This window comes from Pseudomonas lini (genome assembly GCF_001042905.1).
GTDB classification, from domain to species: Bacteria; Pseudomonadota; Gammaproteobacteria; order Pseudomonadales; family Pseudomonadaceae; genus Aquipseudomonas; species Aquipseudomonas lini.
Genome location: NZ_JYLB01000009.1, coordinates 61,394 through 76,988, shown reverse-complemented (window position 1 = coordinate 76,988; position 15,595 = coordinate 61,394). Strand labels below are relative to the sequence as shown.

General features: G+C 61.1%; 11 protein-coding genes. 5 read left to right on the top strand and 6 right to left on the bottom strand.

What is annotated here, in order from left to right:
- Window positions 1-88: 88 nt before the first annotated feature.
- Window positions 89-997 (top strand): LysR substrate-binding domain-containing protein, encoded by a 909-nt coding sequence (locus tag TU81_RS23595; protein WP_038982337.1) that lies wholly within the window; start codon window positions 89-91, stop codon window positions 995-997.
- A gap of 244 nt (window positions 998-1,241) precedes the next feature.
- Window positions 1,242-2,045 (top strand): 2,5-didehydrogluconate reductase DkgB, encoded by an 804-nt coding sequence (gene dkgB / locus TU81_RS23590; RefSeq protein WP_038982336.1) that lies wholly within the window; start codon window positions 1,242-1,244, stop codon window positions 2,043-2,045.
- Between the two features lie 3 nt (window positions 2,046-2,048).
- Here dkgB and TU81_RS23585 read toward each other — a convergent pair whose 3' ends face one another.
- The 5 genes from TU81_RS23585 to TU81_RS23565 all read right to left on the bottom strand — a co-directional run bounded on the left by TU81_RS23585 (window position 2,049) and on the right by TU81_RS23565 (window position 8,860).
- Window positions 2,049-5,267, bottom strand: a complete 3,219-nt coding sequence (locus TU81_RS23585; RefSeq protein WP_231983820.1) for an ATP-binding protein — start codon at window positions 5,265-5,267, stop codon at window positions 2,049-2,051.
- 12 nt (window positions 5,268-5,279) lie between these two features.
- Complete coding sequence (locus tag TU81_RS23580; RefSeq protein ID WP_048396751.1) at window positions 5,280-5,900, bottom strand: response regulator transcription factor; 621 nt, start codon at window positions 5,898-5,900, stop codon at window positions 5,280-5,282.
- Window positions 5,901-6,054: 154 nt separating this feature from the next.
- Window positions 6,055-6,426 carry a hypothetical protein gene (locus TU81_RS23575; protein WP_038982333.1) on the bottom strand — a complete coding sequence of 124 codons (372 nt, stop codon included), beginning with the start codon at window positions 6,424-6,426 and terminating at the stop codon, window positions 6,055-6,057.
- A gap of 323 nt (window positions 6,427-6,749) precedes the next feature.
- Entirely contained in the window at window positions 6,750-8,087 is a 1,338-nt protein-coding gene (locus TU81_RS23570; RefSeq protein ID WP_038982332.1) for a lysine N(6)-hydroxylase/L-ornithine N(5)-oxygenase family protein, read from the bottom strand.
- Between the two features lie 290 nt (window positions 8,088-8,377).
- Window positions 8,378-8,860: a sigma-70 family RNA polymerase sigma factor gene (locus tag TU81_RS23565; protein ID WP_038982331.1), complete on the bottom strand. Its 483-nt coding sequence runs from the start codon at window positions 8,858-8,860 to the stop codon at window positions 8,378-8,380.
- Between the two features lie 313 nt (window positions 8,861-9,173).
- On the opposite strand from TU81_RS23565, the gene TU81_RS23560 reads away from it, so the two are divergent.
- From TU81_RS23560 to TU81_RS23550, 3 genes are read left to right on the top strand one after another with little or no spacing between them, the layout of a single operon-like run.
- Window positions 9,174-10,334: an efflux RND transporter periplasmic adaptor subunit gene (locus tag TU81_RS23560; RefSeq protein ID WP_038982330.1), complete on the top strand. Its 1,161-nt coding sequence runs from the start codon at window positions 9,174-9,176 to the stop codon at window positions 10,332-10,334.
- Window positions 10,335-12,308: a MacB family efflux pump subunit gene (locus TU81_RS23555; protein WP_048396749.1), complete on the top strand. Its 1,974-nt coding sequence runs from the start codon at window positions 10,335-10,337 to the stop codon at window positions 12,306-12,308.
- 7 nt (window positions 12,309-12,315) lie between these two features.
- On the top strand, window positions 12,316-13,710 hold the full coding sequence (locus tag TU81_RS23550; RefSeq protein ID WP_048396747.1) for an efflux transporter outer membrane subunit: 1,395 nt from the start codon (window positions 12,316-12,318) through the stop codon (window positions 13,708-13,710).
- A gap of 139 nt (window positions 13,711-13,849) precedes the next feature.
- Here TU81_RS23550 and pvdP read toward each other — a convergent pair whose 3' ends face one another.
- A complete protein-coding gene (pvdP, locus tag TU81_RS23545) occupies window positions 13,850-15,475 on the bottom strand; it encodes a pyoverdine maturation tyrosinase PvdP (RefSeq protein WP_038982327.1) in 1,626 nt (541 codons plus the stop codon).
- Window positions 15,476-15,595 lie beyond the last annotated feature (120 nt).

Sequence of the window (15,595 nt, the reverse complement as noted above, 5' to 3'; positions counted from 1 at the left end):
TTGTGTGACGCGATGGACAAAGCTTAAAACCGGAGCCTTTGCTGCGCTAGACTGCAAAAATCAGCCTTAGCGTTCTATTTGGAGAACGATGGTGGAAGACCTCAACACCCTGTACTACTTCACCCAAGTAGTGGAACACCACGGTTTCGCCCCGGCCGGGCGCGCGCTGGACATGCCCAAATCCAAGCTCAGCCGACGCATTGCCGAGCTCGAAGAACGCCTTGGTGTGCGCTTGCTGCACCGCAGCAGTCGGCATTGCTCGCTGACCGAAATCGGCCAGGCGTATTACCAGCGTTGCCTGGCCATGCGCGTGGAAGCCGAGAGCGCCGCCGAACTGATCGAACGCAATCGCTCCGAACCCCAGGGCCTGGTGCGCATCAGTTGCCCGACCGCGCTGTTGAATTCCTGGGTCGGGCCGATGCTGACCCGCTACATGCTCAAATACCCGTTGGTGGAGTTGTTCATCGAAAGCACCAACCGCCGGGTCGATCTGATCCACGAAGGGTTCGATATCGCTCTGCGAGTGCGCTTTCCACCGCTGGAAAACACCGACATGGTGATGAAGGTACTGGGCAACAGCACCCAATGCCTGGTGGGTATTCCGGCGTTTTTGCAGCGCTTGTCATCACCGGCCACGCCGGCTGATCTCAGCGGTCTGCCGAGCGTGCATTGGGGTGGCGCGCAGCGTGAATATCAGTGGGAATTGTTCGGCGCCGACGGTGCCAGCGCGCTGATTCGTCATACCCCGCGGATGGTCACCGACGATTTGCTGGCCTTGCGTCACGCGGTGCTCGCCGGCATCGGCATCGCCCACCTGCCGAGTGTGGTGGTGCGCGATGAGATTGCCGCCGGCCGACTGGTGGAACTGGTGCCGGGCTGGACGCCCAAGTGCGGGATCGTGCATGCGATCTTCCCCTCACGACGCGGATTATTGCCGTCGGTGCGGACCTTGATCGACTTTCTGGGCGAGGAATTCAGCCGTAGTGATATTGCTTAAGAGCAGCAGATCAAAAGATCGCAGCCTTCGGCAGCGCCTACAGATTCGATGTACGCCGCAATATCGCGGTCGAACAAAATCCCGGGTAGGAGCTGCCGAAGGCTGCGATCTTTTGATCTTATGCGCTTAGCAATTCTCCATTCATGACTTGCGGTAAACAGTGCTTTGCCCAACCAGCGGTTTTTCTCAAGGGTAGAGCCGGGGATACTCCCGCTCATTCCCACTGCACCCCCTGGAGTCATTGATGTCTATCCCCGCATTCGGTCTTGGTACGTTTCGCCTGCAAGGCCAGGTGGTCATCGATTCGGTGAGCACCGGTCTTGAGCTGGGCTACCGGGTCATCGATACCGCGCAAATCTACGAAAACGAAGCCGAGGTTGGCCAGGCCATCACGGCCAGTGGCATTGCCCGTGAAGAACTGTTCATCACCAGCAAAATCTGGGTCGCCAACTTTGCCAGAGACCGGTTGATCGACAGCCTCAAAGAAAGCCTGAAAAAACTGCAAACCGATTACCTGGACCTGACGCTGATCCACTGGCCGTCGCCGGACGATCAGGTGCCGGTCGAAGAATTCATGGGCGCGCTGCTCGAAGCCAAACGACTGGGCCTGACCCGACAGATCGGCGTGTCCAACTTCACGGTCGACCTGATGCAACAGGCCACTGCTGCCATCGGTGCCGAGAACATCGCCACCAACCAGATCGAGCTGCACCCGTACCTGCAAAATCGCAAGGTTGTCGAATTCGCCCAAAGCCAAGGCATCCAGATCACCTCTTACATGACCCTGGCCTACGGCGAAGTGCTGAAGGATCCGCTCATCCAGCAGATCGCCGATCGCCTTCAGGCGACACCGGCCCAAGTCACGCTGGCCTGGGCCATGCAACTGGGGCACGCGGTGATTCCTTCCTCCACCAAACGCGCCAACCTGCAAAGCAATCTGCAGGCCTGCACCCTGACCTTGAGCGACGCCGACATGGCGCTGATCGCAGGCCTGGATCGCGGTCAGCGGCTGACCAGCCCCAAAGGCATTGCGCCGCAGTGGGATTGAGCTTCAGCCTTGGTTCAAGTGTCTGTCCAGCGATGACATAGCGTGCTGCAGCTGATCGACGGCTTCGTCGAGCAGCACCATGTTCTCCTCATCGATGACACGCTCCAGTTGCTCGCAATGCTCGATCAAACGCACCGCCCGGACCATACGCGCACTCCCCTTGATGCGATGCGCCAAATCTTGCAGATCTGGGCGATTGCCATTGGCGTGCGCCTGGAGCAGTTTTTTCCGATCACTGCGGTTAGTCACCGCCAGTTCGCGCACCAGGTGATCGAGCAGCGTGCGGTCCACACCGACGTATTGCTCCAGGCCACTCAAGTCCATCTCGGGCGTGGATTGCTCTTCGAGCGCCTCTGGCAATTCGCTCACAAATCTGGACGACAGCCATGCGCTCAAATCCGCCAGCAGGATGGGTTTGAACAGGCAGTCGTCCATACCTGCCTCCAGGCAGCGGACTTTTTCCTCGGGCTGCGCATTGGCGGTAAAGCCCAGAATCAGCGTCGACGGCAATCCCTGGGCGCGCTCGTCATCGCGGATTGCACCCGCCAGTTCATAACCACTGAGTCTGGGCATATTGCAGTCGGTAACCACCAGATCGAACTCATGTTCGCGCCACAGCTCAAGCCCCCGCGCACCCTCTACGGCCTCCAGAACACGATGTCCCAGGTGACTCAGTTGCCGTGAAAGCAACAATCGATTAGCCGGGTGATCGTCGACCACCAGAATCGTCAATGGCCGCGTCGGCACCTGCAACCCGCTATCCACTGCCTCAATGGAAGGCAACGGTTGCAGTGCGATCAGCTCAAGCTTGATGTCGACCTGTGTGCCTTGCCCGAGGACGCTGTCGAGTTGTAACCGGCCGCCCATCATTTCGCACAGGGTGCGGCTGATCACCAGGCCCAACCCGGAGCCGCCGCGAGCTGACTGCAGGTTATTGCCGGCTTGGGCGAACGGGCTGAACAACCGTTGCCGGTCGACGTCGCTGATGCCAATGCCAGTGTCTTCAATGCGCACACTGACCGCCAGATGCCCCGGCGTCACGGGCGTCGCCCGCAGCGTCAGGCTGACCTCGCCCTCCCGGGTGAACTTGATCGCATTGCTCAGCAGATTGGACAGCACCTGCTTGAAACGGGTGGGGTCGATCAACACGTCGCAGTCGCTGTGTTCATCCAGATCGATGCGCCACGCCAGTTCATTCTGCCGTGCAAGGCCTTCGAAAACCCCACACACCGATTCCACCAGCCGCCGAAGATTGGCCCGCTCAGGTGTCAGGGACAAATGGCCGGACTCGATACGGGCGATGTCCAGAATGTCACCGATCAGCGCCAGCAATTGTTGTGCGGCATCGGACGCTACCTCAATGGCGGACCGATCGGTGACGCCCTCGTCGGCACGTTTCAGGGCCAGTTCGAGCATGCCGATCAGGGCGCTCATCGGCGTGCGGATCTCATGACTCATGGTCGCCAGAAAGGTGGTTTTGGCGCGGTTGGCATCCTCTGCTTCGTTCTTGGCATCCTGCAATTGCTGCAACCACTGCTGGCGCTGGCGGATCTGCCGGCGCTGCCAGGCGATCCAGCCCAAGGCGAGCAACAGCAAGGCGCCAGCCGCGGCAAAGGCCTGAAGAATGCCCTGACGATGGCGTAGCCAATAGCTGTCATCCAGCACCACATCATGGCTCCAGCGGGCCACCAGGTCGTCCATTTCCTGAGGCGAAATGCTCAGCAACGCCTTGTTCAGAATCGAGTGCAATTCCAGCGCGCCGCGATCGGTGGCCAAGGCAATACGGGCAGGTTGATCGCCCACGGTGCTGCTGACGCGCAGACGATCAGGGTAATGCCGAGCAATCAGGTAACGGGCGACGATCAATGAACTGAGCGTCGCATCAGCCTGCCCCTTGAGCACCCATTCCATGCCCTCGGCCGGGCTTTGCACTTCGACCAGGCGCACCTGCGGCGCCCGGGTCTGCATAAATCCGAACAACGGATGACCACGATAAATCGCCAGGCGTTTACCGGCCAGATCGTCCAGCGTCCTGGGGCTGCCTTGGGTAGTTGCACTGACCAGCACAAACGGATTGCTGAGGTAGGCGCGGGTAAAGAGCAACGCGTCTTCACGCTCGGTACTGGGGGTGACCACCGGCAACAGGTCGATCTCGTCATCCTGGAGCTGCTCTATTTGCCGGTCCAGTGAGCGTCCGCGTTGCACCTGAAAGCTCAAACCGCTGCGCTGGCTGATCAGCGTCAGCAACTGCGCCGTCAACCCGCTGAGCCGGCCTTGGGCATCGTAGAACGTCAGCGGGGCAAAGTTGTCGATCGCGCCGACAGTGACCGTCGGATGCCGGTCCAGCCAGCGTTGTTCACTGGGGCTCAAACGCACCTGTTGTTGACCCGCCGTATTGGCCTTTCCGGCACTCCAGCGCACCTCAATGGCCAGCCGCTGATCCATGGGAATCGCCGCCAGAGCCTTGTCGATGATGTCTTTGAGACGCGGGTTGTCCAACGCCAAGGCGAAGCCGAACGGGTTGGCATCCAGACCGGAAGGCCCCGCCAGATGAACGTTATTCAGGTAATTATTGTTGATCAGGTAATTGGCGCTGATGAAGTCGCCGAGGTACACATCGTCTGGCCCGAACGCTACCGCTCCGAGCGCGTCGAGTGCCGAGGGATAGAGCTGCAAACTTGCATCGGGATAAAACTCTTCAACCGTCTGCGCCTGCAAATAGTCATCGACCATGGCGATACGTTTGCCGGCAAGGTCGACGGGCATTCTCTCGTCCAGTCGAGTGACCAGCATCGGCTGATCTTCGGCATAGGCTCGGGACCGGGTCAGCGCGGGGTCGGCCGCCTCGAAGTTGTTCGATGTCCCGAGCAGATCCAGCTCCTGGCGTTTGAGAGCGTCCATGGCGGCTTCACGAGTGGCATAACGCAGCACGTCGATGTTGACGTGCAGCAGTTGCCCCAGCAGCGCGGCGTAATCGGCCGTGATGCCCTCCAGTTCATCGCGGTGGCGCGTCACTTCGAACGGAGGGTAATCCGCCCCCGTCACTCCCAGGCGCAGGGCCCGTTTATCGCGTAGCCATTGCCAGTCCTTTTCATCCAGCTTGACCTGAAAGCCATCCACCGTGGAGCGCCCCAGCAGGTGCAACCGCTGTGGCTCGTCGGCCATCGCCGCAGGCAACTGCGTTAAAAGGCTCAGTGCCAAGGCCAACAGCAACATGCGCATGATCAGGCTCATTCAGATCAGATGATTGCGCTTGGCAAAATCCCGCAAGTGCACCGCTGCGTTCACCCCGAGTTTTTCGATCAAGCGAGTCTTGTAGGTGCTGACAGTCTTGTGACTCAAGTGCATAAGCTCGCCAATCGCCTTGTTGCTCGTGCCCCGGGCCAGGTATTGCAGAATGGTCAGTTCGCGGTTGGAGAGTTTGTCGATCATCTGTTTTTCGCTGCGTTGCAGGGCGTCCTGCGATCCCGAAGGCAGCCGCGCAAAATAGGTGTAACCGGTCATGACCGCATGCACGGCCTTTTGCAATTGACTCAGGACGTTGCTCTTGGCGACATACGCCATGGCCCCGGCACGCATGCAACGCTCTTGAAAAAACAGCGGATCCAGGGACGTGAAAACCAGTACCAGACATGACCAATCACTGGCCCTGATCCGGTCCAGCACATCCAGCCCATCGCCCTCGGGCATGACCAGATCAAGCACCACCAGGGTGGGTGAATGCTCTCGGAGCATCGACAACGCCTCGCTACCGCTGGACGCCTCATAAATCCGTTTGAAACCCTCCTTCTCCAATACGATTTTGACTGCGGCGCGTACCACCGGATGATCGTCCACAATCAGCACTGACTTCATGTTAATTCCCTGTGCAAAGACCTGACGATTGCGCACCAATGCACGCCGGATAACGACGAACCGGACGCAACGGCTGCGCTAAGACTTTTGCACGGAAGGCAGAAAGAATGTACCTGACAGAAGTGATAGTACCGACGAACGGCAACCCCGAAAATCAACCGATCCGTTGCCGATATCGCTCTTGATCCAAGGAGGGTGCAGCTTCACACGCAGGCGGATCGATGAGCGTCATCAGCCGTTGAATTGATGCAAAATCCGGCAGCGCCGAAGCGTAGATCAAGGTGTGACGAACCTGGCAGTTATCGAGGAAGAACCCAGGCAGGTCCAATGCCCCACCCGCCAGTGAGGCATTGATGACGACCAGATCAAATGGCTCGCAGCCGTACTCGACCAAGGTCAGCATCTCCGCAAGGCTTTGTACCGGCGCCACCCGGTAGTAATCGAGCTGATTGAACAGCCGTTCGGTTTTCATCCGGTGAAAATGCTGCTCGTCGGCGATCAGGATACGCAAGGTTTTGTTGGTCATCGCGTGCCTCCAGGTCAATGCCTGATGAGTGAGGCGGCAAGACTACGCAAGACCCATGAAGCGTTCTGTAGGAACTTTCCTAAAAACTGTGTCACTTATCCCTTCAGGACGTGGTTCTCCGGGAACGGGTCGGGATTCACCGCGCCGTTGCAGCGCGGGATTCTTCAGGAGGGTTCATGATTCTGGATGTGTGGTGCTTTTGAGGGCCTATCGCGGGCAAGCCCGCTCCCACAGGGATCTTCAATGAACACAGATTTGGTGACTGAAGATCAAACTGTGGGAGCGGGCTTGCCCGCGATAGCGGCCTGGCAGGCGCCGAAGATTTAGCTGGCAGTCGCCAACAACAAATCCATCACCGACCGGCCATGCCCACGCGACTTGCCATGGTCATACAGCGAGCCGGCGATTTCATCGGCGCGGATCGGCAGGATCGACAGCAAGGTGTCGCTCAAGCCGTGGCTGGCCTGGCAGAAGCCCTGCATATAGATGCCGGCCTTGCAGCGCTCGTCGGTGATCAGTTTGTAGTTGCGATCAACCTCGAAATCACCCAGGTACTGTTCCAGCGGCGCCAGCAGTTTGCGGTGCATCTGGCGCTCGTAACCGGTGGCCAGCACCACGGCGTCGTAATGGCGAACCGTGACTTCACCGGTGGCGTTGTTGCGCACCGCCAGCTCAATGCCGCGCTCGGTGGCGGTGGCTTTCTCGACCGTGGTCAGGGTACGGAACGCATGACGTGCGATGCCCGAGACCTTCTGGCGATAGAAGATGCCGTAGATGCGCTCGATCAGGTCGATGTCCACCACTGAATAGTTGGTGTTGTGGTACTCGTTGACCAGGCGCTCGCGTTCGCTGCTGGCCTGTTGGAACACCAGGTCGGTGAACTCCGGCGAGAACACTTCGTTGACGAAAGGGCTGTCATCGGCCGGCTTCAGGGCCGAGCCACGCAAGATCATGTCCACCTGCACCGACGGGAAGCTGTCGTTCAGGTCGATGAAGGCTTCCGCCGCGCTCTGCCCGCCGCCGATGATCGCAATGCTCATCGGTTGGTTGTTCACGCACGGCTGCTTGGCCATGCGCTCCAGATACTGGGAGTGGTGGAACACCCGGCCGTCATCCTTGAGTGCCTTGAACGCTTCGGGAATGCGCGGTGTACCGCCGGCGCTGACCACTACCGAACGGGTGGTGCGCACATGCTGCTGGCCTTGCGTATCACGCGAAATCACCCGCAGTGCCTCGACCTGCTGCTGGTGCAGCACCGGTTCGATGGCCAACACTTCCTCGCCGTAGCGGCTCTGCTCGGTAAATTGCCCGGCGACCCAGCGCAGGTAGTCGTTGTACTCCATGCGGCACGGATAGAAGGTGCCGAGGTTGATGAAGTCCACCAGACGACCGTGGTGCTTGAGGTAATTGACGAAGGAATATGGGCTGGTCGGGTTACGCAGCGTCACCAGATCCTTGAGAAAGGAAATCTGCAGTTCGCTCTGGGTGACCAGGGTGTTGCCGTGCCAGCGGTAGTCCGCCTGCTTGTCGAGAAACAGCACATCCAGCTCGCCCTGGCTCGGCCCGCGCTCTTGCAGGGCGATGGCCAGAGCCAGGTTCGAAGGGCCGAAACCGACGCCGATCAGGTCGTGAACGATGGGCGATGCAATTGCCTGTGTCATTTCCAGTGTCCTCTGGATGAACCCCGGACCAGCGGGGATAAAGCCTGGGTGACCTGACCGGCCTTGTGCGGCAGCAGATCGTCTGTTGAATAGGAACGAGGACAATGAAAAAAAATTTAACGCCCCTTAGGCGCAATGCCAGTCAGTTAAGCGAAATTCCTGTGGGAGCGGGCTTGCTCGCGAAGACGGCGGCACAGTAAACATTGATGTCGCCTGACACACCGCTTTCGCGAGCAAGCCCGCTCCCACAGGTTCCGCGGCTTAACTGGCTGGCATTGTGCCTAGGTCGATCAGGGAGCATCCCACTGACGCATTCGCACCCGGCAATGCTTCATGGCATTGACGATGTGCTTTTCCACCAGCGCCCGGGAAATACCCAACTGCTCGGCGATTTCCGGGTGCGACAAGCCATCGATCTTGCGCAAAAGAAAACTCTCGCGACACAACCTTGGCAACTCCGCCAGGGCGCGCTGGAGCATGTCCAGACGCTGGCCGTGATCGAGGCTGTTGTGAGGGGATGGCGTGAAATAGCGCTCTTCGCTGTCGAGCACGTCCAGGGATTCGACCTGCCGCAAGGCATTGCGTCGGTGGTCATCGATAACCAGATTGAGCGCGGTGCGATAAAGAAACGCCCGGGGTTGTTCGATCGGCGTGTCACTGGAACGCTCCAGCACCCGCAGATAAGCGTCATGCACCACATCTTCGGCCACCTGACGGTTGCCTAGCTTGGCGTTCAGGAAACACACCAGCTCGCGATAGTAGTTTTCCAACATGACTCCCGGTTCTTGGGCCAATCTGTGCCATAAAGAGTGCGCCATAAAGAGATGGCGGCACGATGATGGCAGCGCGCAAGGGGCGTAATTTATAGTAATTCTCATATAGATTTAAAGCACTGGATCCATTTGCCTGAGAAATAACCTCATTTGCCGTCCTGTAACCCTATGTATCAAGGCTTAAATTCTGCTCCGGGGTTCTCGTTTACAGGACAGCTTCCCGTGTCTGTCGGTCCACCGACAGCGTTCAGCGGCGCCGGTCACCGCCGCGCTCGCCGAGCGACGGGCCGATTTTCTCCGGCTGGAACCCCGCATGAAACGTCCCCGCCCCACCCGACGCGCCCTGTTTGTCGCCCTGTGCCTGATCCCCGCCGTGGCCCTGGCCGCCTGGCAAGTGATCCCGCCGGGGCGTGAGAAACTTGCCACCGCCGCCGTGACCCGCGCTGATATCGAAAACAGCGTGACCGCCCTCGGCACCCTACAACCGCGACGTTACGTCGACGTTGGCGCCCAGGCATCCGGGCAGATCCAGAAGATTCATGTCGAGGCCGGCGATCAGGTCAAGGAAGGCCAATTGCTGGTGGAGATCGATCCCTCGACCCAGAAAGCCAAACTCGACGCTGGACGTTTTTCCATCGACAACCTCAAGGCCCAGTTGCAAGAGCAGCGCGCCCAGCACGACCTGGCGCAGCAAAAATACCAGCGTCAGCAGAACCTCAAGGCCGGCGGCGCCACCCGCGAAGAAGATGTGCAGACCGCCCGCGCCGAAGTGCGGGCGACCCAGGCGCGCATCGACAGGTTCCAGGCGCAGATTCGTCAAGCCCAGGCCAGTTTGCGCAGCGACGAAGCGGAGCTGGGTTACACACGGATCTACGCGCCGATGTCCGGCACGGTGGTCGCCGTCGGCGCCCGGGAAGGCCAGACGCTCAACGCCCAACAACAGACGCCGCTGATATTGCGCATTGCCCGGTTGTCACCGATGACCGTATGGGCCGAAGTTTCGGAGGCCGATATCGGTCAGGTCAAACCCGGCATGACCGCCTGGTTCACCACGCTCAGCGGTGGCAGCCGACGCTGGAGCAGCACCGTGCGGCAGATTTTGCCAGTGCCACCGCGCCCGCTCGAACAGACGCAGGGCAGCCCCACCAGCGGTCGCAGTGGCAGTGAACGAGTGGTGCTCTACACCGTGTTGCTGGATGTCGACAACGCCGACAACGCCTTGATGACGGACATGACCGCCCAGGTATTTTTCGTCGCCCGGCAAGCGCAGAACGTGCTGACGGTGCCTACCGCAGCCCTGCAAAACGGCACCGCCGCGGATCGCCAAGTGGCGCAAGTGGTGGCAGCCAACGGCGAGGTTCAACGCCGCGAGGTTCGCACCGGGATCAGCGACCGGCTGCGCACGCAGATTCTCGACGGGTTGGCGGAAGGCGATCACGTGCTGAGCGCTCCGCTCACCGGCAGCGGAGGCTGAATGCAAACGCCCCTGATTGACCTGCGACAGATCCGCAAAGCCTACGGCGGTGGTGACAGCCCCTTGGTGGAAGTACTGCGCGGCATCGACCTGTCGATCCACGCTGGCGAATTTGTCGCCATCGTCGGCGCCTCCGGTTCCGGCAAATCGACGCTGATGAACATCCTCGGCTGCCTCGACCGCCCTACCAGCGGCGACTACTTGTTCGCCGGGGAAAACGTCGCGGGCCTGGGCAGTGACGAACTGGCGTGGTTACGGCGCGAGGCCTTCGGCTTCGTGTTTCAGGGTTACCACCTGATCCCGTCCGGATCGGCCCAGGAAAACGTCGAGATGCCAGCCATTTATGCCGGCACTCCGGCGGACGAACGCCATGCCCGCGCAGCGGTGCTGCTCGAGCGCCTCGGCCTGGGCTCGCGCACCGGCAACCGTCCGCATCAGCTCTCCGGCGGTCAACAGCAACGGGTATCGATCGCCCGCGCCTTGATGAACGGCGGCCACATCATCCTCGCCGACGAACCCACCGGCGCCCTCGACAGCCACAGCGGCGCCGAAGTCATGACCCTGCTCGATGAACTGGCCAGTCAAGGGCACGTGGTGATCCTGATCACCCATGACCGCGAAGTGGCCAAGCGTGCCAACCGGGTCATCGAAATCCGCGACGGCCTGATCATCAGCGACACTGCCACACATCCCTCGGGTGCCCCGCGCTCGGCCCCTCCCGGCGCGCTGCAAGCCGTGGACCTGCGCCAGCGCCTGAGCGCCGGCAGCGAGCCCAATGGCGCCTGGAAAGGCGAACTGGTGGACGCGGTTCAGGCGGCGTGGCGCGTGATGTGGATCAACCGCTTTCGTACCGCCCTGACGCTGCTCGGGATTGTCATTGGCGTCGCGTCGGTGGTGGTGATGCTGGCGGTGGGCGAAGGCAGCAAGCGGCAGGTGATGGCGCAGATGGGCGCCTTCGGTTCCAACATCATTTACCTCAGCGGCGCTGCGCCCAATCCACGTACGCCGCCCGGGATCATTACCCTCAACGACGTCGCCGCGCTCGCCAACCTGCCCCAGGTGCAGCGGATCATGCCGGTCAACGGCTCGACGGCCGGCGTGCGATTCGGCAACGCCGATCACACCGCTTATGTGGGCGGCAACGACACCAACTTCCCGAGCATTTTCAATTGGCCGGTGGTTCAAGGCAGCTATTTCACCCAGGCCGATGAAGACAGTGCCGCCGCGGTCGCGGTGATCGGCCACAAGGTCCGGGAGAAGCTGTTCAAAGACCTGGCCGACCCGATCGGCCAGTACATCCTGATCGAAAACGTGCCGTTTCAGGTGCTCGGCGTGCTGGCCGAGAAAGGTTCCAGTTCCGGCGACTCCGACAGCGATAACCGCATCGCCGTGCCCTACTCGGCCGCCAGCGTGCGTCTGTTTGGCAGTCGCAACCCTGAGTATGTGGTGATCGCCGCCAAGGATGCGCGCAAGGTCAAGGAAGCCGAGCAAGCGATCGAACAAACGATGCTGCGCGAGCACAAGGGCAAGCGCGATTTCGAACTGACCAACAACGCCGCCATGATTCAGGCCGAGGCCCGCACCCAGGGCACGCTGTCATTGATGCTCGGTTCGATTGCGGCGATTTCGTTGCTGGTCGGCGGCATCGGCGTCATGAACATCATGCTGATGACCGTGCGCGAACGCACCCGGGAAATCGGTATTCGCATGGCCACCGGTGCCCGTCAGCGCGACATCCTGCGCCAGTTTCTCACCGAGGCGGTGATGCTCTCGGTGGTCGGCGGTGTCGCCGGGATCGGCCTGGCGCTGCTGGTCGGTGGCGTGTTGCTGCTGAGCAATGTCGCGGTCGCGTTCCAGTTGTTCGCCGTGCTCGGCGCCTTCGGCTGCGCCCTGGTCACCGGCGTCATCTTCGGTTTCATGCCTGCCCGCAAGGCTGCCCGGCTCGATCCGGTCACGGCCCTTACCAGTGAATGATCGACCTATGAAAGTGCCCCTGACCCTTCTGGCCGCCAGCCTGTTGCTGGCCGCCTGCAGTCACCCTGCGCCGCGCCCCGACAGCGGCTTGCAACCACCCGCCGCCTGGCAATCGCCGAACACCGCAGCCGCTGCACACAGCAATCGGCAATGGTGGATGCAGTTCGGCAGCCCGCAACTGAATCGCCTGATCGAACAAGCCAGCGTGGGCAGTCATGACCTGGCTGCCGCCGTCGCTCGGGTGCAGCAGGCCCAAGCCAGCGCCACCATCGCCGGCGCGCCGCTGCTGCCCGAACTCAAGGCTGGCCTCAACGCCAATCGCCAACGCTTGATGCATGGCAAGGGCTACAGCCAACTGGACGTCAGCCCCGATAATCGCTCGCTGAACTATTACGATGCGGAACTGAGCGCCAGTTACGAAATCGATTTCTGGGGCGGCAAACGGGCGGCCCGGGACAGTGCCCTGCTCGGCTTGCAGGCCAGCGAGTTCGACCGGGCCACCGTGGCACTGACCTTGCAAAGCGGCGTGGCCAACAGCTACACCCAGGCTTTGTCGTTGCGTGAACAGCAACGGATCGCCGAGCTGAACCTGGCCAACGCCCAAAGCGTGCTGCGATTAGTGCAGACCCGCTACGACGCCGGCAGCGCCACCGCACTGGAACTGGCTCAGCAAAAAAGCCTGGTGGCCGAACAGCAACGCAAACTGCCGCTGGTGCAGCAACAGGCCCGGGAAGCGCGGATCACCCTGGCCACCCTGCTCGGCCAACCGGTACAGGCGCTGACACTGACGGAGCAGCCGTTCGATCAATTGCACTGGCCGGAGATTGCCAGCGGCGTGCCCAGTGAGTTGTTGAGTCGTCGCCCGGACATCGCCAGCGCCGAAGCCAAGCTCGCCGCCGCCCAGGCCGATGTGACCGTCGCCCGCGCGGCGATGCTGCCCACCCTGACACTCACCGCCAGCCTGGGCACCGGCGCCGACCTCGCTTCGGATCTGCTGCGCACGACTTTTTACAACCTGTCCTCGGGGCTGGTGGCGCCGGTCTTCAACAATGGTCGCCTCAGCGCCGCCCGCGACAAAGCCACGGCGCGCCAACAGGAACTGCTGGAAACCTATCGCGGGGCAATCATCAATGGCTTCGCCGATGTGGAAAAAGCCCTCAACAGCATTCGTGGGCTGGACGAACAACGTCAGTGGCAAGGGGAAGAACTGAGCCAGGCGCAGACCGCTTTCGACATCGCCCAGAGTCGCTACCAGGCCGGCGCCGAAGACCTGCTCACGGTGCTGCAAACCCAGCGCACGCTGTATGCCGCCCAGGATATGAATGTGCAGCTGAGGTTGTCGCGGTTGCAGGCCAGTATTGCGCTGTACAAGGCGTTGGGTGGGGGCTGGCAGGTGCTCTAGCTCAGTGTGAGTTTGAGATCGCCTTCGCGAGCAAGCCCGCTCCCACATTAGGTCTGCGTCGTACACAAACCTTGTGCTCGATGGAGATCAAATGTGGGAGCGGGCTTGCTCGCGAAGAACGATAACGCGGTTTACCTGATTAAACCGACCACCCCTTGACCTTCAAATGCCGCGCATACCAAGGCCGTCGCGGCACTTTGCGCAACAGCTCGCTCATGTTGTCTTCATCGCCAAAAGTAATGCGCAACGCCAGCTTCATGGTTTCGGGGTCCATTTCCACCGAGCGCCCCGATTGCAGGCCCGGGGTCGTGCTGCAACCGTGGGTGTCCGGCCCGAGCCACGGGTCGCCCACTTCCACCCAACGCCCCGGCGCAAACCACGGCACACCGTTGACCTCCAGGCGGCTCAGTTCGCCTGGGTGAAAACGCTCATGGGCGCGGAACCAGTCTTCGATGCGATCGTCGATCCAGCCGTGAAAACGCCAGAACACCGGGTTGACGTGGGACGAAAACGGATCGCCGAGAAAATCGTTTTCCGGGGCATACCAGCGTGCCGCGAAGTCGGCCTGATCCCGGGCCATCGGCACCGGTATCTCGTTGGACGGGTCCCGGGCCACCGACGCCCAGCGCATGTGCAGCCAATCGTGCAAGCCCAGCTCGACCTCCGAGCCGAACTGGCCGAGGGTCAGTTTCGACAGGTAACGCGGATCCCGGTATTGCGACTCCCAGACCTGGAAGTTGCTGTGATAGGTCTCTGCGGCTTTGATATCACTGACCCACTTGGTGTACTCGTCGTCGCCTTCGGTCAACCAGGTCGGCGGCAAGGCATTGCCATCGTGATTGTCGAAATAACGCGCGAAGCCCTGGCGATCACGCTCGAGTTCCGGCTGCGGCAAGGGGAACGCCGGCCATGAGGGCAAATCCTGCATGGACCGGGCGATGCCGAGCATGTGCCGGTGCATGAAGAAGAAATCGATGCCCGAACCGTTTCGGTCCTTGCGCGGCCCGCGGGCATCACGCTCCTTGTCCCGTGGGCCGGGTTGCCAGCCGATACCGCGCAACGCCTCGCGTTTTTTCTCCGAGAGCTTGTGCCATTTGTCCCGGGACGCGTGCCAGAGCTGATGAAACAGCCGATGCTCGGGGGACACCAGCCACGCCAGAAACGCCGGGTTGAGGGCAGTTCGCTCCCGCGCTTCCGGAAACCGACGCTTGATGGCGATAAAGCGGTTGTCGAGTTCGGGCAAACCCAATGGGCGATTCAGGCTCAGCACCTGGCCGCTGAACGTGCCGCTGCCGGCGTTGCCGAAAGCGGCCCAAACCTCGTCGAGTTTTGCCTTGAACTCATACACCGGCGCCACCAGCGGGGCGTCGGTGCGCATCAGTCGCCAGTACAGTTCGGCGCCCTTGGCCGGCGCCAGATCGCCGATGACCTGATAGCACGGCTGGCCTTCCCCGCGCAGGTGAGTGCCGGTGTCCAGGCAACCGCGCAACCCTCTCCCGCGATGAGCGATGTCGAGAAACAGCTCCAGCCCGTCCTGCGGTAAGCCATCAAGCCCGGCCTCGCTGCCGACAAAACGAATGTCCCAGATTCCGCGCAAGCTGTCGGCGAGTTGCTGGCCGGCGGTGCTGGCGAGGTCGACCGTGGCCTCCCCCGGCGTGATCGGTTCCTTTTCCCGGGTCAGCTCACGATGTGCATAAAAAGCGGCAGGCACCGCAGCGCTCGTGAGCGCCAGGCCCGCCATGAACCAGCGTCGAGAAATCGTCATTGCCCTACCTGTGTCAGCCATGAAGCAGGCTTTATCCAAGCTAGAACGTTTGTTGCCTCTACAAATTTAAATGCGCCCCCTGTAGGAGCTGCCGAAGGCTGCGATCTTTTCGGGGCCACC

Excerpts from the sequence above, each read along its gene's own strand:
- TU81_RS23565 (WP_038982331.1), bottom strand. The coding sequence starts at position 8,860 with ATGTTGGAAAACTACTATCGCGAGCTGGTGTGTTTCCTGAACGCCAAG.
- TU81_RS23555 (WP_048396749.1), top strand. The coding sequence starts at position 10,335 with ATGCAAACGCCCCTGATTGACCTGCGACAGATCCGCAAAGCCTACGGC.
- TU81_RS23580 (WP_048396751.1), bottom strand. The coding sequence starts at position 5,900 with ATGAAGTCAGTGCTGATTGTGGACGATCATCCGGTGGTACGCGCCGCA.
- pvdP (WP_038982327.1), bottom strand. The coding sequence starts at position 15,475 with ATGACGATTTCTCGACGCTGGTTCATGGCGGGCCTGGCGCTCACGAGC.
- TU81_RS23585 (WP_231983820.1), bottom strand. The coding sequence starts at position 5,267 with ATGCGCATGTTGCTGTTGGCCTTGGCACTGAGCCTTTTAACGCAGTTG.
- TU81_RS23595 (WP_038982337.1), top strand. The coding sequence starts at position 89 with ATGGTGGAAGACCTCAACACCCTGTACTACTTCACCCAAGTAGTGGAA.
- TU81_RS23575 (WP_038982333.1), bottom strand. The coding sequence starts at position 6,426 with ATGACCAACAAAACCTTGCGTATCCTGATCGCCGACGAGCAGCATTTT.
- TU81_RS23570 (WP_038982332.1), bottom strand. The coding sequence starts at position 8,087 with ATGACACAGGCAATTGCATCGCCCATCGTTCACGACCTGATCGGCGTC.
- TU81_RS23560 (WP_038982330.1), top strand. The coding sequence starts at position 9,174 with ATGAAACGTCCCCGCCCCACCCGACGCGCCCTGTTTGTCGCCCTGTGC.
- TU81_RS23550 (WP_048396747.1), top strand. The coding sequence starts at position 12,316 with ATGAAAGTGCCCCTGACCCTTCTGGCCGCCAGCCTGTTGCTGGCCGCC.
- dkgB (WP_038982336.1), top strand. The coding sequence starts at position 1,242 with ATGTCTATCCCCGCATTCGGTCTTGGTACGTTTCGCCTGCAAGGCCAG.